Annotated in this window: 24 protein-coding genes; 16 read left to right on the forward strand and 8 right to left on the reverse strand. The window is 54.9% G+C overall.

What is annotated here, in order from left to right:
- Positions 1-257: 257 nt before the first annotated feature.
- The gene (locus tag NATGR_RS12805) at positions 258-569 is read left to right on the forward strand and encodes a hypothetical protein (RefSeq protein ID WP_005580413.1); all 312 of its coding nucleotides are present in this window, start codon (positions 258-260) and stop codon (positions 567-569) included.
- 460 nt (positions 570-1029) lie between these two features.
- On the opposite strand, the gene NATGR_RS12810 is transcribed toward NATGR_RS12805, so the two are convergent.
- Entirely contained in the window at positions 1030-3303 is a 2274-nt protein-coding gene (locus NATGR_RS12810) for a phospholipase D-like domain-containing protein (RefSeq protein ID WP_015233663.1), read from the reverse strand.
- Positions 3304-3769: 466 nt separating this feature from the next.
- Here NATGR_RS12810 and NATGR_RS12815 point away from each other — a divergent pair, with 466 nt between their 5' ends.
- Positions 3770-4654, forward strand: coding sequence for an IS1595 family transposase (locus NATGR_RS12815; RefSeq protein WP_015233210.1), 885 nt, complete (start codon positions 3770-3772; stop codon positions 4652-4654).
- A gap of 272 nt (positions 4655-4926) precedes the next feature.
- Here NATGR_RS12815 and NATGR_RS12820 read toward each other — a convergent pair whose 3' ends face one another.
- The 3 genes from NATGR_RS12820 to NATGR_RS12830 all read right to left on the reverse strand — a co-directional run bounded on the left by NATGR_RS12820 (position 4927) and on the right by NATGR_RS12830 (position 7044).
- Entirely contained in the window at positions 4927-5409 is a 483-nt protein-coding gene (locus tag NATGR_RS12820; protein WP_005580419.1) for a hypothetical protein, read from the reverse strand.
- Between the two features lie 530 nt (positions 5410-5939).
- Positions 5940-6218 carry a hypothetical protein gene (locus tag NATGR_RS12825; RefSeq protein WP_005580420.1) on the reverse strand — a complete coding sequence of 93 codons (279 nt, stop codon included), beginning with the start codon at positions 6216-6218 and terminating at the stop codon, positions 5940-5942.
- A 190-nt stretch (positions 6219-6408) separates the two neighbouring features.
- Positions 6409-7044: an HNH endonuclease gene (locus tag NATGR_RS12830; protein ID WP_244860878.1), complete on the reverse strand. Its 636-nt coding sequence runs from the start codon at positions 7042-7044 to the stop codon at positions 6409-6411.
- 192 nt (positions 7045-7236) lie between these two features.
- On the opposite strand from NATGR_RS12830, the gene NATGR_RS12835 reads away from it, so the two are divergent.
- Genes NATGR_RS12835 through NATGR_RS12845 form a run of 3 tightly spaced genes read left to right on the forward strand, consistent with a single transcriptional unit; the run spans position 7237 to position 11937 of the window.
- Positions 7237-8229, forward strand: a complete 993-nt coding sequence (locus NATGR_RS12835) for a transposase (RefSeq protein ID WP_015233235.1) — start codon at positions 7237-7239, stop codon at positions 8227-8229.
- A gap of 10 nt (positions 8230-8239) precedes the next feature.
- Entirely contained in the window at positions 8240-8596 is a 357-nt protein-coding gene (locus NATGR_RS12840) for a hypothetical protein (protein WP_005580423.1), read from the forward strand.
- A complete protein-coding gene (locus NATGR_RS12845) occupies positions 8593-11937 on the forward strand; it encodes a helicase-related protein (protein WP_005580424.1) in 3345 nt (1114 codons plus the stop codon). Before NATGR_RS12840 ends, NATGR_RS12845 begins: the two co-directional genes overlap by 4 nt.
- Positions 11938-12157: 220 nt before the next feature.
- Here NATGR_RS12845 and NATGR_RS18955 read toward each other — a convergent pair whose 3' ends face one another.
- The gene (locus NATGR_RS18955) at positions 12158-12382 is read right to left on the reverse strand and encodes a hypothetical protein (RefSeq protein WP_015233665.1); all 225 of its coding nucleotides are present in this window, start codon (positions 12380-12382) and stop codon (positions 12158-12160) included.
- A 633-nt stretch (positions 12383-13015) separates the two neighbouring features.
- Between NATGR_RS18955 and NATGR_RS12855 the strand changes: the two genes are divergently transcribed.
- The 6 genes from NATGR_RS12855 (at position 13016) to NATGR_RS12880 (ending at position 18173) form a co-directional block, all read left to right on the forward strand.
- Positions 13016-13996: a hypothetical protein gene (locus NATGR_RS12855; RefSeq protein WP_015233666.1), complete on the forward strand. Its 981-nt coding sequence runs from the start codon at positions 13016-13018 to the stop codon at positions 13994-13996.
- On the forward strand, positions 13993-14235 hold the full coding sequence (locus NATGR_RS12860) for a hypothetical protein (protein WP_005580427.1): 243 nt from the start codon (positions 13993-13995) through the stop codon (positions 14233-14235). Before NATGR_RS12855 ends, NATGR_RS12860 begins: the two co-directional genes overlap by 4 nt.
- 46 nt (positions 14236-14281) lie before the next feature.
- Complete coding sequence (locus tag NATGR_RS12865; RefSeq protein ID WP_005580428.1) at positions 14282-15064, forward strand: hypothetical protein; 783 nt, start codon at positions 14282-14284, stop codon at positions 15062-15064.
- 312 nt (positions 15065-15376) lie between these two features.
- Complete coding sequence (locus NATGR_RS12870) at positions 15377-16324, forward strand: hypothetical protein (RefSeq protein ID WP_049887868.1); 948 nt, start codon at positions 15377-15379, stop codon at positions 16322-16324.
- Positions 16321-16989, forward strand: a complete 669-nt coding sequence (locus tag NATGR_RS12875; protein ID WP_015233669.1) for a hypothetical protein — start codon at positions 16321-16323, stop codon at positions 16987-16989. The genes NATGR_RS12870 and NATGR_RS12875 overlap by 4 nt, the downstream gene beginning before the upstream one ends.
- A gap of 119 nt (positions 16990-17108) precedes the next feature.
- Positions 17109-18173, forward strand: a complete 1065-nt coding sequence (locus NATGR_RS12880) for an HNH endonuclease (RefSeq protein WP_015233670.1) — start codon at positions 17109-17111, stop codon at positions 18171-18173.
- 312 nt (positions 18174-18485) lie between these two features.
- On the opposite strand, the gene NATGR_RS12885 is transcribed toward NATGR_RS12880, so the two are convergent.
- A complete protein-coding gene (locus tag NATGR_RS12885) occupies positions 18486-19166 on the reverse strand; it encodes a hypothetical protein (protein ID WP_049887801.1) in 681 nt (226 codons plus the stop codon).
- A 121-nt stretch (positions 19167-19287) separates the two neighbouring features.
- On the opposite strand from NATGR_RS12885, the gene NATGR_RS12890 reads away from it, so the two are divergent.
- The 4 genes from NATGR_RS12890 to NATGR_RS18960 all read left to right on the forward strand — a co-directional run bounded on the left by NATGR_RS12890 (position 19288) and on the right by NATGR_RS18960 (position 22866).
- Entirely contained in the window at positions 19288-19950 is a 663-nt protein-coding gene (locus NATGR_RS12890) for a hypothetical protein (RefSeq protein ID WP_005580435.1), read from the forward strand.
- A 5-nt stretch (positions 19951-19955) separates the two neighbouring features.
- Positions 19956-20324, forward strand: coding sequence for a hypothetical protein (locus tag NATGR_RS12895; protein WP_005580437.1), 369 nt, complete (start codon positions 19956-19958; stop codon positions 20322-20324).
- A 444-nt stretch (positions 20325-20768) separates the two neighbouring features.
- Positions 20769-21635, forward strand: a complete 867-nt coding sequence (locus NATGR_RS12900; RefSeq protein WP_015233672.1) for a transcription initiation factor IIB family protein — start codon at positions 20769-20771, stop codon at positions 21633-21635.
- A 235-nt stretch (positions 21636-21870) separates the two neighbouring features.
- Positions 21871-22866 (forward strand): HNH endonuclease, encoded by a 996-nt coding sequence (locus NATGR_RS18960; protein ID WP_197706744.1) that lies wholly within the window; start codon positions 21871-21873, stop codon positions 22864-22866.
- Between the two features lie 190 nt (positions 22867-23056).
- On the opposite strand, the gene NATGR_RS12915 is transcribed toward NATGR_RS18960, so the two are convergent.
- Both NATGR_RS12915 and NATGR_RS12920 read right to left on the reverse strand, forming a co-directional pair.
- A complete protein-coding gene (locus tag NATGR_RS12915; RefSeq protein ID WP_005580442.1) occupies positions 23057-24112 on the reverse strand; it encodes a hypothetical protein in 1056 nt (351 codons plus the stop codon).
- A 303-nt stretch (positions 24113-24415) separates the two neighbouring features.
- Positions 24416-25579 carry a type I restriction enzyme HsdR N-terminal domain-containing protein gene (locus NATGR_RS12920; RefSeq protein WP_005580443.1) on the reverse strand — a complete coding sequence of 388 codons (1164 nt, stop codon included), beginning with the start codon at positions 25577-25579 and terminating at the stop codon, positions 24416-24418.
- Between the two features lie 139 nt (positions 25580-25718).
- On the opposite strand from NATGR_RS12920, the gene NATGR_RS20275 reads away from it, so the two are divergent.
- On the forward strand, positions 25719-26267 hold the full coding sequence (locus NATGR_RS20275) for a hypothetical protein (protein ID WP_015233674.1): 549 nt from the start codon (positions 25719-25721) through the stop codon (positions 26265-26267).
- The last annotated feature ends 2 nt before the right edge of the window (positions 26268-26269 follow it).

Consider the following 26269-nt stretch of genomic DNA (forward strand, 5'->3'; position numbering starts at 1 on the left):
AGGGATTGTCTCTAGATTTCGAAGAAATCATTGCTAGCCATGCTTGGCTCAGCCGTCGCGCGCGGCGAATTGGTTGTTTCATGGTTGTTCTCATCACGATACAATCTTTCAATTGCTATGATGGCTGATATGGTCGTGCTGTCAGTCGGAGGGTCGTGCTGTGAGTCTGGATTCTGGCTTCTAACGACCTGATGGGTTAGAAATCGCGGGGAATCGGGGCAAGGTTTTAAATTCAATTGGCGGTTGTCCCGGTTTGCATGCAGCGAGTCATCGACCGGAAGCTGTACGATACAGACCAGGCCGAACAGATTGCTCGATACGCTCCGCTCACAGATAAGGGCGATTTCAACTACCTGATCGAGACCTTGTACAAGACCTCTGACGGGGAATACTTCCTCCATGGGGACGGCGGTGCAGCGACGAAATGGGCGGAGAAGATCAGCAACAAGCGCATGTCCAGCGAAGAAATCCAGCTATTGACTGACGAAGAAGCCCTGAACTGGTGTGAGGAGCGAGCAGTAGACGGCGAAATTGTCGTCGAGGAATTCAGCCACTTAGTCGAAACGTAGTTCGAACAACCGCCTCGGAAACCCGCCACTCGGTAGGTGGGCGGCATACTGCGGATCATTCCCGCAGCGAGGTTTCATGACAACAGGTGGCAGCAACCTCCACCGATGCGGCGTAAGCCGTGATGCGGTCATATGTTGATCGGCCAAGACACCAACTCCCATCACGAACAAAAGGAAGCATCGCAGCAGCAGAACGCTGGTATCGGCATTTGGTCATCACCCGTTCAAGGAGCAGTGGACATGTGCGTGTGAGGAATTTGAATCAGGAGATGTCAAAGATCACCCAGTCATCGACCCCAGAGAGTTAGGTGATGACGTCGTAGCGACGCTCGCCGAGTACTTCGACGATCTGCGAGAGGCGGCAAGACGTAATGAGACAGCGGACGCGGTGATCGATCGAATTGATACAGTACTCCAACGGGAGTTGTGACGTTTGAAGTACGGGTTGACTTTCAGAGAGTTAATCGCCAAATAGCCGTGAGAGGAAACCGCTCGACTCGTTTTCATTGGAAGTTGTCTTTGGTTCAGTCGGCAGTTCGTTATCGCTGCTTGTCTCGGCGACCCCATTCAGCAGTTCGTCGACGGAATACCCGATCCATTCGGCGAACTCCTCTGGGGCTCCGATGTAGACGCTCGTAGAGGATTTTTCGGACATGAAGCGTTTCGGGAGGCGTTTCTCGTAGTCGTACACTTCGTACTCTTCACGATCGAAGTCAGCAGTGATCGCGTCGGGTTCAGATTCAAACGTGACGCGGCCGCCTTGAATGTCCCGCTGCCACTTGAGGCGGCCTGTGTCGTACGTTTTCTCAGCCGGTTCGTATGCAGGGAAGTATTCTGGTTGCTCTCGGCCAGCCTCAACGTAGAACTCACGGAAGATACGTCGAACATCCTCAATGGTGCCGTTTCCGTCGGTCCAGGGTTGTTCGGTGAGCATTCGACGGGCGACGTAACTGAAGATCGGATTTTCCCGTTCTAGTACTTCGGCGAGATCATCTTGAGCCTCGCGGAATCCTGGATCTTCAGGGTTTGATGGGAACGATACGTCCATGCTCAGGATTTTCATTCGGTTCCGGAACTCTGATTTCGGGAGTGCGTCGTTCGTCGTGAAGATGAGGCAGGGCTGATCAACGCTCGTCGGTGTCCAGTCACCCCAGTAGTTCCGGATCGGACTCCAATTCTGGATCTTGCGCTTTTCCGCGTCAATGATGGCGTACGGGAAACACGTATCCCACTCGCGGATACCGCGGATTTCTCCGACACCGACGTCGTCCGCGTCCACACCTGAGACGACTGTGTTATCAGAGATGAGTCGAAGGATGTATTCTGTGAGTTTGTCTTTCCCAGCGTCGCTTTTCCCTTCGATATAGAGGTGTTGGAGAACGTTGTCTAGCGTCCGTGAGGGGGAAGAGAGTGCTTCGGCATACTGATTGGCGAACGGAGCCCAAAACCCGTAGAGGAACGCCTCGTACATCTGAGCCATCACTGCGGTCGTAGACTGTGTGTGCCCGTGATTATCGACGGTCTCGATGTAATCCTCGATCGTTTCGAGACAGTGGTTGAGGACCTCGGGTGTTGGTTCGTCGGTGGCGACGAGGATCATCTCGTCGTCTTCCCCGATCATGACCTGTTCGGCCTCCGGAAGAACGGACATTGTCGGAATTGCCGTTGATTCCTTGACTTGGTTGTTGTATGCGCTCAGGGGCGCAGTGATACTGTGGTCTTCGACGGTCGCACCGCGGTCACGGAGGCCAGTCCCGAATTCGTTGGCAGTGTCTTTGTCCACTTTGCTCGTACCCATTCGGATCTTCTCGTCAGGTGCTCTGACTCGCGGCCGGTCGAGTGTGTCCGTTAAGCTTGTCTCGTGCTCGGATTCGACGAGTCCGACATCCGGTGACTCGTCATTGTCTTCTGTCTCGTCTGACCCGTTCTCACCTGTTGAATCGTCGGGTTCGACAACGGTACGGTCGGCGTTCTCGGGTTCCTCGATGAACGCAACTGTCTCATCGGCTTCCTCTGGGTTATCCACAACTGCGGTAACCTGGTCAGCGACGTCCTTCAGATCCTCGACGGCGTCCTGATTCAGTGCAGCCGTGTCGCTCACATCGAGATCGCCTGTACCAACCCAGTACTCGATGCGGTTCTCCCGCTCTTCCGGCGAATCAGCATCCTCAATCGCTTCGACTAACCCCTCAAGAAGTGTCTGGTTGCTGTACCCTTCGCGGTACTCGTCGATGAACTTCTCGAATTCTTTGTCCAGTTCTGTCCCGACTTCGGTCGTAAAGACAGAGATCTGGTTCGTATGGTACTCCCACGAGTTCCGCGAAAGATTCGCAGACCCCTGTACGAGCTTCACCGTGTCGTCCGGCATTACGATCCGGTAGATCTTCGAGTGGACCGTCTTCCGGTTTTTCAGCCGAACCGTGAGACGGTCATCTTGTCGGAGCTGAACCAACGACCGAGCTGTTGAAACCTCACTGACTTGATCAGCGTAATCCTCAGCGTTCCCGATCAGGACATCCAGCGATCCGATATCATACTCCGTCAACATCTTCACCATCAACTCAGGTGTCTCTGCGTAGGTCACCGCGTCAACGTGGCGCGCACCCTCGAACAGATCAAGGAAGTCCCCTCGCTCCTTTACCATCGCCAGACGATACTTTGCTGCGCCTGACCCGTAGAATTCCGGCATATCGGCGAACCTGTCGAACGAAATGTTCGCCGTAAGTTCGTCCATACGATACACTACAACTAATTGCCAATAAATCCGTCCCACAGGTTACCTGCTTCCTGCCACTTTACCAGGTACAGAAGGATTTCTCCGCTCTCAGCAGCAGTGGTTTCATCAATCCGACTGTATAGCAGGTCTCTGGAACGGTCTCTACTGACCAATTTCGTACGGCCGCGCTGGCATCGGACTTTCCAAATTCCATTACATCGGATCAGTTAGCTCGCGCGAAGAACCTCCCACTGTAGCCCAACTCTACCCAAATACGCGATACAACCACGGATCAAGAATTTCCGTCCACAAGCCTCTAAAACGTAGTGCTGTCGAATTCTGAGATCTGAGGACTACGTCGGAATGACCCTCAGAAGCCAGAGGTTTATTTTAACGCTCTTCTGTAGGAGATTGTTGATACTGCTCAGCTGTCGCTGTAGAATCGAAGAGAGCAAGGACACCGCGTCAGCGGTGTCCGTTAGGCATGATCCCGCTAGATGTGTTTGGGTCGGAATCGGTCGCAGCGGACCTGTTAGAGCAGGTTCGCTGGCGTAACGGTGTTACTTGCCCTCGCTGCCGTTCTGACCTGACGGTCAAGAACGGTAGCTATGGGCACTTTCAGCGCTATCTCTGTAAGAATTGCGACCGCACGTTCAACGACAAGACCGGCACAATCTTCGCCCATTCGAAAGTCGCACTCAGAAAGTGGCTGTTCTCGATTTACGCGTTTCTCCGGTTTAACACGAGTCTTCGTCAACTTCAGATAGAGATCGACGTCCAGTACAAAACGATCTATCAGCGCGTCGAGCGCTTCACGAAGGCGCTTGATGCACCTTCGCTTGACCTTGTCGGACCGGTCGAAATCGATGAAGTCTACGTTTCTGCAGGGCTGAAAGGCCGCGAGCGCGACCAAGAGTCGCGCTCGCGTGGCCTGTCCACGCGTGGGCGAGGAACGTACGAGCAGGACAAACCGCCGGTGTTCACGATCGTCGATCGTGGCACCGGCGACCGATACGTGATCCCAGCGAAATCAGCCGACGAATCGACGATTCGGCTCCTTCTCGAAAACCGTCAGAAGGAGCCACTGACCGTCTACACTGACGGATTTCGTGCCTACGATCCACTGGCCGAGGACGACGCATTCGACCGCGAATACGTCGTCCACGGCGACGGCGAATACGCCAACGAAAACGTACACGTCAACACCTGCGAGAGCCACGGATCGCTGCTGCGACCGTGGCTCTCGCCTCATCGAGGCATCTCAAAAGACAAGCTCACACAGTATCTCCGAGCGTTCCAACTTCGACGAAAGCTACTGCGGAAACCAGGGAGAGAAGCGCTCAAACACGCTATCAAAGCGACGCTATGAGATCAACAAAGTGCTACACAAGAGCGTTGTCTTAGTAGGAACAGTTAGTCAGTCATATATAAATAAACCGTATTATTCATACTCCCCAGTTATTCGGCGTACATACATCGAACGCATCGCTCTCGCTGTAAGATGTAGTCCGAATCCCTTGGGGTTGATCAATTTGATCGGGATCGCAGTCGGGAATCCACCGACAAATCAATTGATAACCATCGTAAGTAATTTCCCTACTTCCGCGTGGTACACCGTACTGAGGTTATGAATTAGAGGTATCAGTTAACTTCTTCGAGGACTTCTGACTCCTTGAGACCGTATTCCGACTCGAAGAATAATGATTGATCTGTCACGGCTACAACCCGGTAGTATCGATGTTTCTTGTTATTGTGACTTGCTCCGCTAACTTTGATGATGTCACCCTTCTCTAACTCATTGACGTTCATATGGTATTTCCCGTCAATTTTCTGCTTGTCGAGCCATTCTCCATCAACCGTGTATTTTTCGTGACTTCCAGTTACCTTCAATATCCAAGGCTTGACAGCCTTAAGATTCGGATGTGCGGAAAGATTAGACCACTTAACATACTGGCCATTCACTAATTCAACTTCCGCAGTCTCTTCCAAATCGACATCGAGAGTTCGCCGTTGGAGTTCGCTGACAATCTTGTCACGATATGCTTCAAGCTCCTCGGTTGTGAACTCCGCAAACCCGGACTCCTCTTGCTGTCTCAATTCGGTCGGAGATAGCTTACTTGACATTCTGCCGAATCCGGAAAATACCTGGTCAAATAAAAGGATTAGCCCTCAGATTTAGCAAACCTTCGAAGACACGACCTGTACGTGCCAAATTCCCATCCACAGTCTGAATGCCCGACTGTCAGTACGACCATATCGGACATTGAGGGGGAACTCACCAGCAACTGGGAGAGATAATCAGATCGAGCATACAATGGATTCTCCAAAATGATCACCTTCAATTGATTACCGCGATCGAAGACCGAGCAGAGCTCGCTGTCCAGTCACACTCCCACCTAACAGGTTCCCTGTTCTACGCGGAATATTCCATTCGTGTGTCCAGAAGCATCAGACACCTCTCGGCGGATCTTTAGGTCCTGAAATCACGTGTTCGAGAAGCGGTGAGGCATCAAAGTTAGACTCACCGGTATCACTGCAGGACGTGAGCGTGTTATCCTTGTAACTGATTCAAGTACAGAGACTCTCTTCGGATAGTCGCTACGAAGGCAACTTCGTGAGAAGAAACGTGAAACTCCGAACTAGTCCGCTACTGGTTATTCGTCGTCGGCCAAGATTTCTTCAAGATCAGTAACGTTCTGAATGGCATCAGCTGCTAAGTCATCATGACCACTTTCGATGGCGTATCCAGCTGCCTCAGCCATTGCTTGTACCATCTGCTCCACGTACAGCGAATCCACCGTGATGCTACTTCCAGCCACCTGTAATGCTCTCCGACTTTCTGTCAGCTGAACGCCGATCTCATCTTCGACTTCAGTGATGATTTCTTTCGATTCGTCGATCTTCTTCGCTCGATCAATCGTCTCCGTATACATGGGTTGAACCCGAACAACTACAACCACTATGTACTTTTAAAACTCTGCCCGCAGAACCGAGTTACAGGACCACCAGTCGCCCGCTGAGAACCGCTGCATACCGGAGCGCACAATACCGAAGGCGGTTAGATTTCTGGAATCAGTAGAAACACTGCCGCACACCACTTCGCCCTGCCGGTTCGACCAATATCTATACCCACGCAAGTGACGCGTTATGCTTTTCGAGGTACTCCGGGTTTAGACTCTCATCAGGAAGCGCGACTCGTTCACCGTCCTGTTCAATGATCGTTCGCTGCAACAACTCACTTTCCGTCTCGAACGACGGATTCACGAGTAATCGGTAGTCCCGGCCGATCGTGAACAGTCCACGGTCGAACGCAGCGTGATGCGTTTTACTCAACGGGAGCACGTTCGTCAAGTCCGCTCTGTACTCCGGGTAGTCACTCCACGATAACACGTGCGCCACGTCCAGCAGTCCAAGATGGTCAACACCCGAGATCGGGCACTCCCGGTCATGCCGCGAAATCACCGTCGCACGGAACTCAGGATCAACCGCTCTAGCATGAATCGTCGTCACGTACGTTCCAGCACGCACCCCGTCGTCACTCGTCGCTGGCGTCCAGTTCGAATCACTCCACTCCGCAACAGCATTCTCGACGAATGACCGTCCCTCCTCCGTCAACACGTACGTGTCACCTCGCTCCTCAACGAGCTCCATGCTCCGCAACCAATTCACTCGTTGCCTCGCCATGTCCGTCTCCCCACGACTCCACCCCAACTCCGGATGCGTATCCAACTGCTGGTCACTCACCTCCCTGAGCGTCATCGGCCCCGCAGACAACGCATACAGCAGACTCCGCAACCCAACGTTCCGATCACACATAATCCGAAGCAACGTCGCCACACCACCCTGCTGCACGTACTCTCGACCAGCATCCCCGAGTTTCCAGTAATCGTTTGGATGGAGGGTGTCATAGAACGAGTAGCACACTAAAGAGCAGGGTGAACGCTGAGGTGGATGAGTTCAGCGACCCTGCAAGATGACCCTTCGGTAGACTCGTTTTTCAATGTCGTGGAGACCGAGACGCTAGCGCTGTTCGAGCACCTTTCCTTCGAGTTTCTCGAAGAGTTCGACGTGTTCGCCCCGGCGGAGACGGGGCGAACACGAGACCACGAACCTCCAGAGCTGATGCGTGGCTTTCTCCACTGCTACTACAAGGACATCTACGGCATTCGCCCCGTTGAACGAGAGCTACGGAATACAGTTGTCTGGCTGAGCTGTGGGTTCGATCGACCGCCGTCGAGAGACGCGGTCGATCGCTTCCTCACCGATCTCGAACACGTCGTTGACGAGGTTTTCGACCACCTCGTCGAGCAGGCCGCCTTGCGGGGCCTGCTCGACTTGACCTACTCCATTGATTCAACTGACGTGAGGGCGATGCCTGCCGATCAAGACGCGTCGAAGTGCTACGATCCAACCAACGACGAGTACTACCACGGCTACGGCTGTACAATCGTCTCGACCGGGCAAAAGATCCCGATTGCGGCGGAGTTCACAGAGAGTAAACAAGCGACAGAGGAGACGGCGATGCGCGTCACCCGTGACGCGCTCGCCGTCGCCAAGCCGATTTGGATGGTCGGTGACAGTGCCTACGACACGCTGGACTGGCACGACCACCTGCTGGCTGCAGGGGTCGTGCCAGTCGCCCCGTACAACGCGCGAAACACCGACGACCCGAAAGATATCGAGTATAGGGTCGAAGACCGTATCGAACAACACAGCGAGGACGTTCAGTTGAAGCAGTCCACGTTGGATGAGACGTACAACCGCCGTACTGGAGTCGAACGAACCAACGAATCAGTGAAGGACTGCGGCCTCGGGCGAACGCACGCCCGAGGCCGCGTTCACGCACGATCGCAGGTGTTCCTCGCTCTGTGCCTTCGTCTCGTCATCGCAATTACCAACTACGAACGTGGAGACAATCCGGGAAGCACCGTGATCACGGTGTGAGAACTCTTCTATGACACCCTTCCTAGACTACTATATCTTCAATGGAATTCCGATCCCTCGCCCCGGCCGCGATTCCACCCTCCGTCAGCGTGTCGTCGAACTGTCGGGTCACCTTGCGGCCGTCGACGACCGCTATGAGGACTGGGCTGACGAGGTTGGCGTCGACTTCGGCCCACTAGACGAAGACGAGAAACAGGCGAAGATCCACGAACTTGACGCCGTCGTCGCCCACCTCTACGGTCTGAGCCGTGAGAACCTCCAAGTTATCTTTGAGACGTTCCATGACAACTGGGATCACGAACACCGAATGAACGCAGTGCTGGAGCACTACGACGAGTGGGCCGAGCGACTGGAGTACGAGGAATGACCAGGCCAGAGTTTATCGACAATCGGGAGGGCAACACCCTTGCCGTGGCAATCAACGAATACATCGACGACCTACGCGAGAAGATGGGCCCCGAGCCCAACCTCGACGTGGCAACGGGCTACTTCAATCCCCGTGGCTACTTCGAAGTGGCTGACGCACTCGACGAGGTCGGGGAGGTTCGGCTCCTCCTCGGCGCTCAGCCCGACCAGAAGGACACCGAGCGCTGGCGCCAGCCAGGCGAACCTCGCGGCGAGGAGTACGACCGGAAACGACTCGAAGAGTCTCTCCATACCCTAGACCGCAATCTCGACGAAGACCGAGACCTCCTAGGGTTCTCCCGACGCATCGACGATCGCCTACAACAACTGGTGGACTTCCTTCGTAGTGATGATGTCGAGGTCCGCCGCTACGAAGAGCAGTTCCTCCACGGAAAGGCGTATCTGTTCTCTCACGATCAAGGGGCACTGGTCGGTTCTTCGAACTTCACCGGCGCCGGCCTGACCTCGAACATGGAGCTGAACGTCGGCCAGTACAGCCCCTCGGTGACCGGGCAAGTCAACGAGTGGTTCGAGGAACTCTGGGCCGACGCCGAACCCTACGACCTCGCGGCAGTCTACGAGGAGCGGTTCGAACCGTACGACCCGTACCTCATCTACCTGCGTGTCCTGTACGAGCGCTACGGCGACGAACTCGAAGAGGAGGCCGAGGACGACGGCGCGATTAACCTTACCAACTTCCAGCAGGACGGGGTCCGCCGCGCCGAACGGTTCCTCGACGAGCACAACGGTGTCATCGTCGCTGACGAGGTCGGGCTCGGGAAGACCTACATCGCCGGGAAGCTCCTGGAGAAGACCGTCAACGAGAACCGACAGCGAGCACTGGTGGTTGCCCCCGCGTACCTGCGCGATGGGATGTGGGAGTCGAAAGCCCCGGAGTGGGGCGTTCAGTTCGAGACGCTCTCGTACTCAGAACTACGGAACGAACGCCAGCTTGGTGGTGACCGCTCGTACTTGGATTTGGATAAGGAGGAGTATCAGCTCGTCATCATTGACGAAGCCCATGCCTTCCGTAATCCCGGAACGCAACAGGCCGACGCACTTCGACAGCTCCTGCGTGACGACCCGCCGAAGGACGTCGTGATGCTCACGGCGACACCGGTGAACAACTCGCTGTGGGACCTCTACTACCTCCTGTACTACTTCATCAAGAACGACGCAGCGTTCGCCGCAGAGGGGATTCGGTCGCTACGTGACCGGTTCAAGCACGCACAGTCCGAGGATCCGTCCGACCTGAGTCCTGACCTCCTGTTCGACGTCCTCGACGAGACAACCGTGCGCAGAACGCGACGATTCATCCGGGAACACTACGAGAACGCGACCCTCCCGGACGGCGAAGGTGGGGAAGTTAGGATCACTTTCCCTGAGTCACAACCTCGACGTATCGACTACGACTTCAGCGACACCTTCGGGGACGCGTTCTTCAACGATGTCGCAGAAGGGTTGGCAGCTGGAGACCATGACGAGTCAGAACTCACACTCGCTCGATACCGGCCGTCGTACTACCTCGAAGGCGAAGAAGACGCCTCGGAACTGTCGCTCGTCGGTCTTCTCAGGACTGGCCTGCTGAAGCGCTTCGAGTCCTCAAGCAAAGCGTTCGCCAACACGCTGGAGCGGATGATCAACCAGAACCGCGCTGCGCTGGACCTGCTTGATAACGGGATGTTCCCCAAGCCCGACGCGATTGAAGAGTGGGTCGAAGCCGACAGCGACGAGGCACTTGACGATGCCTTCGATCAAGCCGACGACCAAACCGTATACAACCTCGGTGCGACGGAAGCAGAAGTCGAGAAGTTCCGCCAGGACCTCGAAACTGATTTGGAGATCCTACAGGGCTGGTACGAGCGGGTGAGCATCGTTACGCGAGATGACGACGAGAAACTTGATACGCTGGGCGAGACGCTCATCGACATTGCTGAGGACGCCGAAGAAGATGCCGTGACTGACCCGGACCTCGGGAAAGAGGAGGCGTTCCGGCAGAACCGGAAGGTCGTTATTTTCTCCTACTACGCTGACACAGTCGAGTGGATTCTGGACTACTTGGAAGAACGCGTCCAGAACGACGAGACGCTTTCCTGCTATGAGGGCCGAATCGCTGGCGTCACTGGAGACGGTTCTGTTCGGGGAATCACGAGAGAGGACGCAGTTCACGGCTTCGCTCCCGATTCGGCAGACGCGCCGGCAGGCGTCGAAGACCAGTACGACATCCTCGTTACGACCGACGTGCTCGGGCAGGGGGTCAACCTCCAACAGGCTCGAAACGTCATCAACTACGACCTGCCGTGGAATCCGATGCGTGTCGTCCAGCGGAACGGCCGAATCGACCGCATCAACTCGCCACATCCCGAGATATATCCAATGACGTTCTTCCCAGAGGACCGTCTTGACGATCTGCTTGAGCTCGAACTTCGAGTGCGCCAGAAGGTGACTCAAGCAGCCCGCTCCATCGGCTTGGACAGTCAAGTTATCCCGGACATGAATACGATGCAGCAGAACTTCTCTGACCGGGTTGAGGACATCGAATCGATTCGAGATGAAGATGAAGAGGTTTACGAGAAGGGGGGTGGCCAAGCAGCGGCGTACTCAGGTGAAGAGTATCGGCAGGAGCTACGAGAAGGCTTAGAAGACAGGGAAGCCCAGATCACGTCGCTTCCCTGGGCGGCAGGATCTGGATTCCGGGCTGAGAACCCGGGGTACTTCTTCTGTGCCAGGGTGGGAGAGGAGGTATTCATGCGATTTGTTCCAGACGACGAAGGTGAGATAATCGACGACACACTCACCTGTCTCCAGCGCATCGATTGTGACCGCGATACTGATCGTGAACTCCCGAACGAATTCAAAGATGGTGTCTACAGTGCGTGGGAGGATGCGAAAGAGGACATTTGGCAGCAATGGCAGGAACAGACAGACCCACGTACTGTCCAGCCAGACGTTCCCAAAGCATTCCGTGAAGCAATTGAACACGTTCGGGATTACTGGCCGTCAGACCTAACTCAAACCCGGCAGGAGGAGCTAATTGACTCACTGGGGGCGCCGTGGCCACAGCAGTACGAGCGTGAGATGCGCGAGGTAGTTCGTGATGACGGCTTAGACGACGAAGAGAAAGCCCATAGAATTGTTGAGAAGGCTGATGACCTCGGACTACAACCCTACGACGCACCCGAGCCGCTTCCACCAATCCGAGAGGGAGAGGTCAAGCTTATCTGCTGGATGGCTATTGCTCCAGAGCAAACAGACGAAAACGAAGGTGGCCCATCCCTGGTTTCCCAAACAACGCTACAGTAACCCAAAAATGCAATAATTTGAGGAAGGAAATAGGGCGAGAATAGACATCTCAGACGAAACAGACTCAGATTATCAGTGACACGGAGAACATGGCACGAGTGCTAAAATCCTAAGCGATGACGCCAGGGACCTGACGGAAAATTCTCACGGCTCGCAGATACAGATTTAGTTCAACTAGCAAACAAAGCTACTCGGAAGACGGTAGTTCCATAGAATGGAGCTATAATTCCCACAACTTCGCGTTCCCCACTTTTCGAGAAGTAATCTCATCCTCTTCTTCCAATTCAGTGAGTTTTGCATGAGCAGTCCTATAAGCACAACCGACTTCATCGGCTACCTCTTGAGTACCGGCGGAACCTCCTAACCCTTCTAAGGCAGATAGGAAGTCTTCGGGGACGTATTTCTCGGTGTATTTTCCCGTCTGCTCATCTCGATCTTTCGGCATTACTTCATCTATCACATCTACCCGCAGAAGTGGCTTAGTTTCTTCCCACCAATGCATCTATATGCAATGGGAAACATTTTTGCCAATGCAGGATAATGCATTGGGCAGGGAGTTCCGCCCAAAGGGTAGTTCAATGAGAGGAAACCCGCGTGGTGGTGCACGCGGGCGGGGCTTCCTATAATCCGAGGTAAGCCCAATGCAAGACTCAGACACGGGACTACAAGAAGGTACGGACAAATCGATAATTGATGACATAACACAGTTAGAAAATTTTTCGCTCGGGGAAGGGGCCGCGACATGTTTGGTGTGCGGCTCTTTTCTTCGTGAGGGTGAACCGGTTGTTGTGTACGTGTTCCGGCCGGCTGGCGAAGTAGCGTTTCAGGTTGGATATGTTCTGTGTGATGACGACCAAGATGCGTACTCGGCGGAGTTTACACTTGGCGTGCGCGAATTGATTATCGAGGGCCGTATTGGGTGGTGTTCTGATGAGGCGACGCAGTCGTCGTGGCCGGTTTTGCTGGCTCCAAAGGTGCTTGGGGTGAGCGCGGCGGCGACGAAGTCGCTTCGGAAGTGCGTAACTAGTGAGGACCACATCGAGCTGAATACGGCGAGCGGAGAATGCGAGGTGGGGCGATGACGTCGAGTGACGACCTTGTCCTGGATGCGTCGCATTTGGATGTTGAACTGGACTTCCCGCGATCGATGGAGGAGATGCTGCTCCCAGATCTATACGTTGGCCTCGAAATTGATCTGTTGTCGCCTGGGGACGGGATCGTGACGAACAGACACCATGCGTCGTCGGATCGGTACGAGGCGGATGATCCGCAGAATCAGATCGAGGGCCAGATCTCACCCTTCACACTAAGCGGCTGGTTACGCCATGGCTGTGAACAGGTCCTCCAGATTGCTGGCGCGACGGCGTGCCATCCGGGAGAGGCAAACGCGGATTACATGCGCGAAGGCGTGTACCAGCGGGATCTCGATTCCGGGTACCACGAAAAGGGCAGCTGTCTCGACGATCACAATGATGGGTGCGTGGTGTACGATTTGTTCGGCGGGTTCGGTGATCAGCCGGGCAAGTTGCTGCGTCGCCCGGTGTCGTTTTCGCCGATCCGCAGGAACGTGGATGTGCTGAAGGGTGAGGCGGAGGCACACTACCGACAGGTGTCTTCACAGGTCCGGTCGCGGAACGATGAGGATGGCGGGAAGCCGCTGCGGCAGGCGGATCGTGACGTGCTTGGGAACGTCGAGGGGACGTGGAAGTTGACGCTACGGGATCTGAAACCGGAGTTCGTTGGGTTATTGCTGGAGGCGGTGTCGTTCCTCGACGTACACAGCGACGAGTTCACGTTCCAGCTCGGGGGTGCTCGGAATTTTGGTGCTGGGATCGCGGACGTGTGGGTGCTCAACCCGTTGTACGCTGAGAACGAGGTGCGGCGCGTGTTTAACCGGGCGCAGGCGACGACGTCGGCGATGGAGGAGAAGGATGAGGTGTGGGCGTCGGAGTGCCGACCAGCGTTCGTGAGGGCGTTACAGGCGCGTGTAGCGGCGCGCAATGCGGATGTGCCGATATCAGACGATTCGGAGTCGATCGTCGGGGGTGGATCGGCGTGACGAATCGTGACGCGGGTGACCGCGAAGATCCGTGTGAGGGTCTCGACGAAGTGGAGTCGCCGGTGACGGAGGTACGGCCGACGACGGAGTCTGTCGGGGAATCGGTCCCTGTTGGTGACGCGTCGGCTGCTGGTGAGTCGGACGATAGTGAGTTGGATGAGTTAGAGTCGCCGGCGTCAGAGGTGCGACCGGTTGCGGAGCAAGACGTGGATATTGGTGAGGGTGGTCGGGATGAGTGACGCGTCTGTATCGAGCGATGCGAGTAGAGAGTCTGGTGTGGACCCGATGGTGGCGGTGTATCGGCATGACGTGCATAAGGCGCGGTCGCGGTCGCACGAGCACGCGGCGGAGATGTTTCGTGGTGTGCGGGTGAACGAGTCGGTGCCTCGGAGTGCGGATGCTGATGCGGCGTTGTTGAGTCGGCCGCGTGGTGAGCCGGAGCGAACGGTGGACGCACACCAGTCGTGGTTTCGCCTGTCGCTGTTGACTGGCGAAGTCACGGCGAGTGAGGCAGTGGACGATATTGATGCGGCGTTACACGAACTGATCAGGTGTGATGACGCGACGGCGCTGCACGAGGCGTGGTTGAACGCGACGGTGCCGGCGGTGTTCAGCGAGTCGCCGTACTATCCGTACACGAGTCTGAAGTTCCACACGTTGCTCGTGGCGGCGCTGCTGGATAATTACCGGGCTGGGTTCGAGTTCGAGGAGTTGTTCCTTGCGGTGACGCCTCGCGGTGCTACGCCAGCGATCGTGCCGAACCGGACGGTGCTTTCGATGCCTGAGTTCACGTTGCACGTGACTGGTGACCCGGCAGGGCGGCCGGCGGTGCGGCTTGGTGATGTGCCGGTCAGGTTGTTTGCTGATACGTGGGCGCGGCTTCCTGAGTTTCCGTTCGATGTGGATGCGTCGCGTCGATGGCGCGTGTTGGATGCGCAGTTGCGGCGGATCCGATCGTGGTCGTCGGCGCTGCAGTTTATCGAAGAGTTTGTCGAAGCGTTTGAGCCAGGGTCGAACTCTCAGAATAGGCGTGGTGCTGCTGAGTCGAGAGGTGGTCGTCGTGAGTAAGCGTTCCATCGACGTGCCGAGCGACGCCGGTACGGCTGAGATGGTGCCTGAAGAATGCCTTGAGAATCGGTGTGACGGTCGTGGCACTGGAAACAAGGTGCGGCGGTGGTTGGATAGCTCCGGAAACGAGGTGTGGGTCGTAGCGAGTGGTGTGCGGGACTGGATGACAGCTTTACCTCCGGGTTTTAACGGTTTGAGGGGCGCTCGAGCGGGTTGCACTGGAAGCGGGGTGTGCGGTGGTTCGACTTGGCAGTGCCGGCGCGGGTTGTCGAGGCGGCGTGCTGCGTGGTGCCGATCGAGGAGGTGGTGTGCGTGACGCGACTACAGCAGGTCCTGTTCGAGCTGGATGGGCAGTACCTCGGGCATCCGTATTTCGTGACTGGGAATGCGTTGTTCAACACGATCGCGCGTCGTGTGGATGAGCAGGTCGCTCGAGCGTTGAACGTGAGTCACGGCGTGTTCGTTCCGGGGGAATATGGAGAATACCCGGATTCAACCTCGAAGAACGGGTACGCGGGGAAGCTCGGGCAGTCGCTCCCTGAGGTCGAGTCGTACGCGGATTTGTTCGTGTTTCGTGACCCGGCGCATCGATGGCTACTAGATTCGCGGCCGCGGGATGCGCATAACACGCATCCGCTGCAGATACACGGTGACCGCGTGGCGTTCGATTCGACGTGTTGGTTCGGTCGCCCGGAGGAGATGCGGGATCACCGGCGGTCCGTGTCGTGGTACCTGCATTGCTACCTGCACGTCCAGCCTGGGGATGACGTCCTTCCGTTGTCTGAAGGGGTCCTTGACGGGGTGCGGGTTGGTGGGGCGCGCAACTACGGGTTTGGGGAACTGTCGGTTGCGGAGATGCAGGTCGTGGACGTGGAGGCGCTGGATTGCTCGCGGTTGGAAGCAGCGCAGGGCAGTGACGAACCGTGCTGGGTCGAGTTGGTGACGCCGTATGTACTGGAGACGGAGCATCCATGCGGGGATGACCAGTCGATCCCGTGGTGGTGGGGTGTCGATGACGAGTCCGAGTTGCGGTGCCGGGAGGCCCGGTTCGTTGACGGAGATGAGACGTACGCGGTGACGGTGGTTGATCACGGGCAACTCGTGCCGTACGCGGGGCCGGACCCGGTAGGGACGGCGGTGAACGGCGTGTCCCGTGTTGGGACGCACTCCAAGTTCGGATTTGGAGAGTTGCGCGTGTGGCCGCCGGGGGCTGATCGCGTTCCGGAACGCGTTGAGGGCGAGGGAGGTGATGCAGCGTGACGTTGGAGCAAGTGGCGTTTGATATTGAGACGACTGGGTTCGGCGTGGATGATGTGGTGACGACGGTCGGGTTCGCAGTGCCGCTCGGGGTGCGCGTGTTTGTGCAGACGGACGGGCGGGCTGCGCCGGACGTGGAGGCTGCAGTGCGGGACCGCGTCGAAACGCACGTGAAAGTCTCGACGCACGAGTCTGAACGAGCGTTGTTCGAGGCGGTGAGTGGGTTCGTCGAGACGCGGTTCCGTGATGAGGACGTGTTGCTGGTCGCGTATAACGGGGAGCGGTGGAAAGGCGGGTTCGATATTCCGTTTCTCCGGACACGGTACGCCCACCACGATATCGACTGGCCGTTCACGGACGTGCCGTACGCAGACGTGATGCCGCTCGTCACGACACGGTTCAACACGACCATCAGTGGCGAGGATGAGCCGCGAGGTGACTTGGCAGGCGTGTACGATGCGTTGTGCGACGGGAAGTACAGTGATTTGGATCCGTTCACGGAGAGTAGTGAAGCAGTGACGGCGTACGAGAACGACCGGTTCGCGGAGCTCGTGGTGCATAACGTCGCGGACGTGTTGCGGACGCGATCGCTCGGCAGGCTTGCGGAACGGTACTGCAGTAAGTCCGATTTCAACGTGAAGTCATTGACACCAACGACAGAGGGGTGACGGAATTCGAGTACGCGAGTCACCGGGGTCCGGACGCAGCTGCAGATTGAAGCGATATCCCAGGCAGAACCGCGGTGACGTATCGAGAATCGACGAATCAGCGATTCCAAGAGTAACGAATGACAGACTCGGAGTCACGATCTCACGACGACGCAAGTACCGAATCGACGAAGAAGAGTGCAGCCGAGAAGAATGGGCACTGTGAGTGTCACGAGACGGTAGATCCGGAGACACGCGAAGACGTGCTGGCGAAGTACAAGCATCGCTGCCAGTCATGCGGCCGGTGCGGGCCTGAGAAAGGCGGGCTAGCGACGCTGCACGTACATCACATCGAGAGAGATCCGGACGGGATGGACGAGCACGACATGGAGAACCTCTCCCTGCTGTGCCGAGCGTGTCACAGCTGGCTGCACCAGCAGTCCACACCGGATGACTCGCCGGTCGAGATCACGGACGAAGACCGAAGCGTGTTGTTGCCACAGGACATCGAGATCCTGCGGTTCCTCGCGGCGAACGGGCCGCTGCGAACCGGGGAGATCGCGTCCGGACTGCCGTTGGAGTTGTCCGTGTCGGCGGTTCGTGAACGGTTGTGGGTGCTGATGGGGCTCGATAACCGCGTCGAATCGCGCGACCAGCAACTCGTCGATAAAGACGTCGAAACCGGAGAGTGGGGGTTGACCGAGCAAATCGAGAATTCGGCGCGCGGCCACATCCCGGACGACCAGCAACTGTTGCTGCAACGCATGGAAGACGAGCAAGTCAGGCAGGCGTTGGAACGCGGCTGTGACCGGAGTGCCGTAACGGACGTCCTCGGAATCTCACGGCGCACAACGTTCAATAAGGTGAAACGAGCGTACGCGTACGACTTCCCGCTGGACGCGTTCAGCCGTGGTGGCCGACCGTCAGAAGAAACGGGACCGGATCAGAACGCAACTGCAGATGAGACACCGGCGGATGAGAGTGACGAACAGCAACGGCTCGATGCAGTTGCTGAGGGAGAAGACGAGTCGCTGGGTCGGACCGAAACGTGGGGGACACCCAAGTCAGAGTCTACGGTACAGTCCGCCGATGTGAACGAGCAGCGTACAGACCGCGTAGCAAGTGATGGCAGTGGCGGCAACGAGCTACGAGAGCATCTCCGTCGAGCAATCGACGCGTTACAGGAGGTGGATGAAGCACTGTAGGAGAATCAAGTGGACTGTGGACAAACCCACCGGTAGTAGAAAACGAACGGTCGCAGTGCAAGGGGATCTGAGAACAGGGAACCCAGCCTGGTTAGCGCAGGTATAATAGAAAATCTGGCAGGAGAGTATCTGCCTCATGCACCAGCGTTCCGGAGCAAATATCCCTGAAATTGGCGTTCATGGTAACTATTCGCATCATTTTTACCTGTCAGAAAGTTCTTTTTCGTAGTTTGAACTGGTCTCTTTCACTCAGTGAGCTTGTTCAAACAGATAGTCTGCTCAATCTGCTTAAATCCCGCTTGGGCAGGTCTACTAACCGATGCGCTCTATTTCGGAGTGGGGGTGACCCATCAGATGTCGTAGTTGGCTACCGCACACCTTACATTCTGTCTCTATATATTCCGTCCATGCCTCTGTTGGATACTCAAAAACATATTCATGAGTCACAGATTCGGAACAGATCGGACATTCGAACTCAGCGTGGGTCGGTAACTGAAACGGCTCTTCTCGATCCGATACGACCTCGGTAGGGATCATAGCGACTGTTGCATCGTCTCGATCGTACTCGTCTGGCCATTTCGGTTCGGGCTCCGTATCTACGTCAAGTCCCGCCTCGACTTTTGTGAGTTGCTTCAGATCCGGCTCAGTGTGAATTCGGGTGACCAGTCGCTGACCGATCCCTGTCAGTTTGAGGTAGTCTATCTTATCCCCCTTAACAATTGACGCTCTTCCGAGATCTGGATGAGCGATTTGAACTCGAAGGAGACGTTTGTATCCTTGTTTGATCTGCTTCTCGTCTGGTGGGGGATTCATACCATGGGATCTGGCGTATGTTTGAACCTTACTATAGAGCTTTACTGCGTTTTTGGCTTTTCCAGATCCTACATGAACTCCGGTAGACCCATCACCTCGATGCATGATGAGGAGCCAGAGAAGCGCCGTCGAGTCGAGATGCTGGATAATGCTCCGGATCTCCTCGTCACTCCAAGGCACACTATTACATCGCAGTGATCTAATTTGTATCTACCGTTTGGGCGTTCTGTACCATCAGCATCAGTGAGATTGGTTGGTGGTGAACAAAAAGTATATATCTCCCTCTCACTACAGTGAGAACATGAGCGAACGAACCAGCCCGGCAGACGCGATCGAACGCCTGTGCTGGATCCTCAACTATGTCGACGGAGATACCCAGTCATTGAACTCGTTAGCGGAGAAGAGCGACCTTTCGTGGGCAACCGTCCGAAAGTATATCACCATCATCGAGACTGTCCAGAAGGTTGCTCCGAAGATCACAGTCGGCGCAGACGGAGTTGAGATTGGATCCCGGTCCAAGGCAATGTCAGACCTTATTGAGGACCCAGTGGCGGCGTTCACTGTCTACCTGTTGACCCAGGCAGAGATGGAAGGGGGAGCCAACGAACCAGTTGACAAAGCACTTTTCGAGGGAGTCGGCGAGGAGTTCGAAGATGCATTAGAGCACGCCAACGAACTCGGGTGGGTCTCCGAGAGTGGTGAGGACAGAATCAAGCTTACACCAACAGGCATACGCGTCGCAGGGCCTGCCCGCTCAGAGGTTGAGAACTTTGATCATCTCAGTACAGAGAGTGAACTCCATATCCACCAAGAGGGAACAGAGGAGGTCATTACGCTCGCGGACGAAGGTGCAGGAAGCCCAGAACGAAAGGGACCATCTGACGAGAGATACAATACGGACAGCTACCAAGACGACGCGAAGCAAGAACAAGCTGACAGGAGTGGATATCCTGCTGCAGCCTAATAACAATGGTAGAGAACGAAACCTCGGATGACGATGTTGATGAATTGACTGCAGATGACGGTGAAGAGGACGTGATCAACGTGGCAAGTGACGACTCCCCTATTTTGACCCGCAATGAGCCCGAGTTTCGCCGGTTCTTCGCTCGTGGATCACTACTTCGCGTCCAAGACTATGACGACGAAACGGTACAGCTGGGTTTCTGGAGTTTCAAGGACGAGGAGGTTCCGATGGAAGGGGAAGACAAGATGGCGACAGGCTACCGCCTTGAGGCAGAAGCCATGATGACATGGTCAACGGCAAATCGGCTTCGGCAGCTGTTAGACAACTATATCGAGGAGCACGCTCCTGAGGAGTATCGTCGCAGAGACGACTGACGACTGCTCTTCTTTCGGTGGGGAGGATGACAGCAAGGTAATATATGTGATTGTCATCTCTCAAGAGTTCAGTCAATCTGGAGTTCTACGAACGCAACGTCCCTGTGGTGAGTTAATTTCTATAGTATCAACTGCAACCATTTACACACTGATCGACGAGCCGTCTGGCGATCAGGTGTGCATTGACTTGCAGTGGCTACTATAGCTCTTACTCGAACCGTATTACCGGAAAACATCGAGACAGGTGAATGAGGGCTTACTGATCAGATCGGAATTCAGAACGCAGTTACATCTGGATCTTAGACAGGGACTCAAGCTGCGAGTTTAAGCGTAGTATTCGTAGAGTTTGTTGGTAAGAGCGGGGAAAGCCGGTAGGATGAAGAAACAGAAGGTAAAACACGTGCAGCGAAAGGTAAATATACCTGACGTATTATTTCACTGGTAATGCCAGCGCGGTACTCGGATCGATCGGTTTTGTTCTATGTGGGGACCGAAATCGAGCGGATGGGTGAGTCCCTTGACGCCACGGAGGAGACGATGATTGATGGGATTCGGCTATGTGGGGACGTTCGCCGAGCGGGGTATGATTACGATTCTATCGACAGTGTCGCCGGTGCTTGTTTCTACCTCGCGTGTACTCGCCAAGATGAACCGATTTCGCTGCCAGACATTGCTGATCATGCTCGGAAGTCGCGGAAAAACATCCAACATTTGAGTGCGAAGCTAATGTCGGAGTTGGATATTCAGCCGACTCCAGTTGAACCCGACACCTATCTTGATGACGGGATCGAAGAATTCGGTTTCACTGAAGATCAGGCAGCGGAGTGTTTTGAGTTGCTCGAACGGGGGAAAGAACGGAATCGTCACAGTGGATTCGCTCCGACGACGGTTGCCGGTGCGATCCTCTATGCTGTCGCTCAGAAACACGGGCTTGATATTCGTCAGCGAGATGTCGCAGACTTCGTGAATAAGACCCCTGTCTCTATCCGAAAGAGCTACAAATCGTTCTTAGAGCTCGCAGACGATGTTCCAGTGGACGTACTTCCGCCTCAAACAATTGACGAGGCGATTGCGACTGTTCAGACAGCGTTTTCCGAGCATCCAGCCGTGTATGCCGATGACGCTCGGAACATTGCGTCCGATGCTGATGTCGGAGACAATGCCAGCCTTGCTGGGGTCGCTGGAGGTGCATACTTGAGTGTCGCCCAAACGCACGGAGAAGGGCTGACAGCCAGTGATGTCAGCCCTGTACTTGGCGTTGGAAGCCAGACGATTGCAAAATACAACAAGAGGTTCGACTATGAGGGTTGAAGAAGCGCTGGTGTCAGACCAGCAGTGCCAAGAGTGGCGTGTGGCGTACCGCGATGGAAAGTCACCATATGAGCTCGCGGTTGAGAGTGATCGTCCTCGAAGTGTGGTTCACGAGCATCTGATTGGTGAGTGTTCGCATGATTGTGACGCCTCTCCCATTTCACGTGGCCGAACTCATAACATGACCTCGCCAGAGTGTCGTGACATTAGAACCCGATATGATACTGGAGAAACGATGGAGGAGTTACAAGCGTCGACAGGTCGTCGCTGGCAGACGCTGGTCCGACACCTCACCGGAAAGTGTTCGCACGATGTTGCTGTTGAAGCCCCGACAGTGGCGAAACAGGAGATTCTCGAACGTGACCGAGTAACGGCGGAAGAATGTGCTGAATTCCGTCGTGGTGTCCACAATGCAGCGAGTGTAATGGCCTACGCCGCTACTGTTGACCACGATTATCAAGTAGTGCTTGCTCACGTGAACGGCGAGTGTTCCCATGGGGTTGACGAACCGGCTCGTAACCCGAATTATCGACGGCAGGATATCTCAAACGAGGATTGTCAGGCAATCCGTGAAACATACCGGTCAAGTCCGGATACCAAAGTGAGCGAAATTGCAGAGGAATATGACTGTTCTCCAACAACAATTGAACGTCATGTTACCTTCAGGTGTTCACATCCACCCAGAGACACCTTGGTGACCGACGTGGAAGAGGTCCAGGATCTATTAGAGTCTGGAGAGAATGCTGATGATGGATTAAGCGAAATTAGTCCGGAAGAGGTTGCTCGATTGGATAGCGCCAAACGTGCTGACCGCCAGGAACCGGCTCAGGACTTGGCGACACCTGACCCGGACCGTATTGAAACGACACGGAGTCGTGTAGTTCGCAATACCGAATTGACACATGATATGAAGCGGATGTACAATCATATGTGCCAGATCTGTGGGTCCTCTCGGCGGGGGCCTAATGGGGATCCGTACGCCGAAGCGCACCACATTCGGCCGCTCGGTCGCCCACACGACGGACCCGATGAACCAGAGAATATCCTTGTTCTCTGTCCGAATCACCACACCGATTTCGACTACGGCCGACTCACTGTTGACCCAGAGACATACCGCGTGACTCATGCTGACGAGGAGGGTGTTGATGGCACTGAACTAACTATCGCAGACCCACACGAACTCAGTGACGACTATCTCACCTACCACAACAAGGTGATTGGGGGTGAGTAATACTGGCTTGTTGTGAAAGATGAAAAACAATTATTAGAGGGCACGAATGTGGCGTGGAACCTTCTTTCTCGCAGCTCGAAGACAAAGGAGTAGGACACACTCAATCACACTTGTCTCTACAAAACCCATCATGTAAGCAGAAGCTCTTCCTCACGGAATGAACGACGCCAGCGTGAGCGAGCAGGATAGTTTACTTGTACCAGAGTCGAGCTTTTGCACAGAGATCGAGGAGCGGTTGAAGCTGTTGCGGGCAGAATTCCAGAGTCATGGTTTCCTTGGTACTGCTCAGTTCGACGGTAACCACCTCATTTCCTGTTTGGGAGATTGAGTACAAGAGGGAGCCTATACTGGATTTGCTTTGTTGTTTCACCTCTTGGTATTTCGGCGCTGAGATGCGAGTACACTCTAATTCATAACCCAACTCCAGCACGAACTCGACGAACAAATCGATGTCATCCTTGTCGATAAGGACCATGAGTTCTCGTTCCATCCCGTCCACGAACTTGCGGACAGTGAACTGACCACGGCTAGAGTGGCGAACACCGATACTGAATTCAAATGTCTCTCCGGGACCTTTGCTAAAGCGTTCGGAGAAATAGGTGTACCGGTCTTCTAACTCTACGACTTCCCGGCGGCCTTCAACGTTATTTCGGTGTTCGCTGTGTTTGGTCTGGATTTTGCCTTTGAGCCATGATTTGTAAACTTCCCGGACGCCTGGAGACTCTAAGGAGAGGTTGAGGTGGAGTTCTTTCTCACGGGTCCACTCTGGCGGGTCATCGGATTCGTCGCTCGGATCCGATTCACTCGGGAATTCAGCCAGGGAAACTTGATCGTCAACGTGGTTCGGAAGGATTGCAATAATATCGGCTTCAGTGATACCGAGGTAGTCCCCGGCTGACGGGTCCGGTGATGACGCCTCACCGTGAGGAATGCCGTACGGCCAGACTGGGATTGGGTCAGGGAGTTCGACGTCCTCGTACTCAGGGCGAGTACCAACGTAGTTTTCCTCGAAGAGCCAGATCACGCTGGTGTCGCCGGTGAGGTAACTGGCAGTCGTTTCTGTGAGATCCTTCTGTTCGTTCCGGTACTGTACCTCAACCGCGATCCCCTTCCCAAACGGGAAACGTGGGTGATCGAATTCTACGAAGACATCGGCACGGCGTGGTACTTCGTCGGTGACGAACTCGACGTGTACTGTCGAATCAGGATACTTGTCTTTGAGTTTTTCAACTGCGATCGATTTCATCCTGAGATGGAGAGCGGATTCACCAGAGCAAGAGTGGTCTGGCGGATGGTAGAAATGCCGAGCAGTAGAAGGGCCTTCTCGAACACGGAGGGGATCGTTACAGACAGGGCATTGAACCTCTTCGTCGTCACCAACTCCGATCGGAATTCGAGGGCGATTATCAACGGGATCTACCGCGATGAAGGGCATTGGTGTAACAAAGGGTTCGATAGGCTATATATTTTCAATCCAGAACACACCTCTATCGCTACTCACTCGGGACCAAGTTCATATCGAGAATACGGTGTTTAACGAGGTGTTTGGTCACCAATCGCCGTCGAAGTGGACACTCAGGCCAACTTTGCCGGCCATACGTCTCAATTCTCGCTTTTTTGCAGATTTGCCGAGTTTCGTATCGACGTAATAATCGTGACTCACTTCCTTATAGTCTGGATCGGCGTCGTCCCAGTGCGGTTCGTCATTGAGCACTGCCTTTGTTCGACCCGGAATCCATGGGATCGTGAGCTCGTCGATCAGGCCGTGGTGCTCGATGAGGTAGTTCGTCGTTTTGATCATCGCTTCGTTTTGGTTAGTGCCGCTAACTGCTGCTATTTTGTTGTCCTTATCAGCGATCTTGACGACGAACTGGCCGGATATGTCCCACGGTTCAGTGGTTGAATTCTGCGTTGAATCTCCACTTTTCGAGGTCGGGTCTGATTCATGTGTTCCGTCCTGTGATGGGGAAGGTGATCGGGATTTACTGCGGGATGTGACTGGTCTACTGGTGTCTATTTCGCTCTCAATGTCGGTCACAAGGGAATCTATCAGTTCCTTCGCTTGTGATTCTGCAAGAGGAGCGATCGCTTCGGAGACATTGTCAGTTAAAACTTCGGTGAGATTTGCAGAGAGTTCTTCTTTCTGTTCTTCGAGGGTTTTTCGGGCTGTTTTGAGTTCGCTGATACGGTTAGCTATCTTTTCTGAGTCGCCGGTCTTGATGGCGTCACAGGTGAACGCTCGCAGAATGGGTACTTGTCCGGGTAACTGTTGAAGATCGTATTCTGCGAGGGGTTCGACGCTGACATTTGAGTTAACCACCTGCCGCTGAAGGAACTGGTACTGCGTTCCGTTTGAGAGGATACCCCAATTCACGTTCTCGTTTTTCATGTAGGTTGCAAGTTGCTCACGGTGATTTGCACTTAGACTTGTGTCAACACCTTTTGCCTCGAAAAACGCGACTGGTGTGCCTTCAAATAGTAACGCGTAATCCACCTTGTACGACCGGGTACCGACTTTGACGGAGTACTCAAGTTGCGTGTTTGTCGGGATTTCCCACCCGAGTAGCTCCAAGAAGTCGCGTAAAACAGCTGCCTTCGTGTTAGCTTCATCCATCTGCGGAGACTCATCGATAACCGATTGAGCATGCTCAACGTACTCTCTCACCTCCTCATTCAGGATTTTCTCATCATCCCGCCCCTCCTCGTTATCCATAGTTGAGTAACAGATGTCCAGTGTAGCCTTATCAAACTGCCTTTACATGTATTGAACCGCAGAAACCTACTGGAAGAGGTCACAAACAAGTCCCGCCCAAGCACTATGCGGATTCGCTGACTGTCCTAATACAGGATTGATGGTTCGAAGTGAGAATCTTGATCATCCTGCGGTCGAAGTCAAACTACCTCTCGATGGTGGGATGCATCAGTATGTGGTGCCCAGGGACACAACGATGTTTTTGTGGGTAGCGCTTGCTGTGGGGACACCGGAACGGATTCCACAAATCCAGTCCCCTCAAGGAAGCCGTCTATTTACCAAAGGAGTTCAGGCACAAGAGCAGATGACCTGGTCGGTTTCAATCGACGATGAGTCAGTTCCACTCATTGCTGATTCACATTACAGAAAAGGCGAGTACAGGGGCTTGGCATGGTGGATTGCGATCGACCCTATTGAATTGCCAGCTACAGTCTGTGTGGAGTTCGAAACGATTGGTGATCAACCTACTGTCCAAGGCGACCCGGTGGTCCTCTGGACTGAACAAGGCGACGTGGTATCCTGGGGGACAACAATCGAAAGCACGATCAAACTCAATCCATCTGATTCACCGGCCAATAGCTTCCCGACTCACCGAGAATCGCTTTGGGACCAACATATGGTCTATAGGCCACTGAACAGCATGGAGTAACC

It is taken from the genome of Natronobacterium gregoryi SP2, assembly GCF_000230715.2.
Taxonomy (GTDB): domain Archaea; phylum Halobacteriota; class Halobacteria; order Halobacteriales; family Natrialbaceae; genus Natronobacterium; species Natronobacterium gregoryi.

Bases quoted from the DNA above. Each gene is read 5' to 3' on its own strand.
- NATGR_RS12805 (WP_005580413.1), top strand. From the start codon at position 258: ATGCAGCGAGTCATCGACCGGAAGCTGTACGATACAGACCAGGCCGAA.
- NATGR_RS12810 (WP_015233663.1), bottom strand. From the start codon at position 3,303: ATGGACGAACTTACGGCGAACATTTCGTTCGACAGGTTCGCCGATATG.
- NATGR_RS12815 (WP_015233210.1), top strand. From the start codon at position 3,770: ATGATCCCGCTAGATGTGTTTGGGTCGGAATCGGTCGCAGCGGACCTG.
- NATGR_RS12820 (WP_005580419.1), bottom strand. From the start codon at position 5,409: ATGTCAAGTAAGCTATCTCCGACCGAATTGAGACAGCAAGAGGAGTCC.
- NATGR_RS12825 (WP_005580420.1), bottom strand. From the start codon at position 6,218: ATGTATACGGAGACGATTGATCGAGCGAAGAAGATCGACGAATCGAAA.
- NATGR_RS12830 (WP_244860878.1), bottom strand. From the start codon at position 7,044: ATGACGCTCAGGGAGGTGAGTGACCAGCAGTTGGATACGCATCCGGAG.
- NATGR_RS12835 (WP_015233235.1), top strand. From the start codon at position 7,237: ATGAGTTCAGCGACCCTGCAAGATGACCCTTCGGTAGACTCGTTTTTC.
- NATGR_RS12840 (WP_005580423.1), top strand. From the start codon at position 8,240: ATGACACCCTTCCTAGACTACTATATCTTCAATGGAATTCCGATCCCT.
- NATGR_RS12845 (WP_005580424.1), top strand. From the start codon at position 8,593: ATGACCAGGCCAGAGTTTATCGACAATCGGGAGGGCAACACCCTTGCC.
- NATGR_RS18955 (WP_015233665.1), bottom strand. From the start codon at position 12,382: ATGCCGAAAGATCGAGATGAGCAGACGGGAAAATACACCGAGAAATAC.
- NATGR_RS12855 (WP_015233666.1), top strand. From the start codon at position 13,016: ATGACGTCGAGTGACGACCTTGTCCTGGATGCGTCGCATTTGGATGTT.
- NATGR_RS12865 (WP_005580428.1), top strand. From the start codon at position 14,282: ATGGTGGCGGTGTATCGGCATGACGTGCATAAGGCGCGGTCGCGGTCG.
- NATGR_RS12880 (WP_015233670.1), top strand. From the start codon at position 17,109: ATGACAGACTCGGAGTCACGATCTCACGACGACGCAAGTACCGAATCG.
- NATGR_RS12890 (WP_005580435.1), top strand. From the start codon at position 19,288: ATGAGCGAACGAACCAGCCCGGCAGACGCGATCGAACGCCTGTGCTGG.
- NATGR_RS12895 (WP_005580437.1), top strand. From the start codon at position 19,956: ATGGTAGAGAACGAAACCTCGGATGACGATGTTGATGAATTGACTGCA.
- NATGR_RS12900 (WP_015233672.1), top strand. From the start codon at position 20,769: ATGCCAGCGCGGTACTCGGATCGATCGGTTTTGTTCTATGTGGGGACC.
- NATGR_RS18960 (WP_197706744.1), top strand. From the start codon at position 21,871: ATGGAGGAGTTACAAGCGTCGACAGGTCGTCGCTGGCAGACGCTGGTC.
- NATGR_RS12915 (WP_005580442.1), bottom strand. From the start codon at position 24,112: ATGAAATCGATCGCAGTTGAAAAACTCAAAGACAAGTATCCTGATTCG.
- NATGR_RS12920 (WP_005580443.1), bottom strand. From the start codon at position 25,579: ATGGATAACGAGGAGGGGCGGGATGATGAGAAAATCCTGAATGAGGAG.
- NATGR_RS20275 (WP_015233674.1), top strand. From the start codon at position 25,719: ATGGTTCGAAGTGAGAATCTTGATCATCCTGCGGTCGAAGTCAAACTA.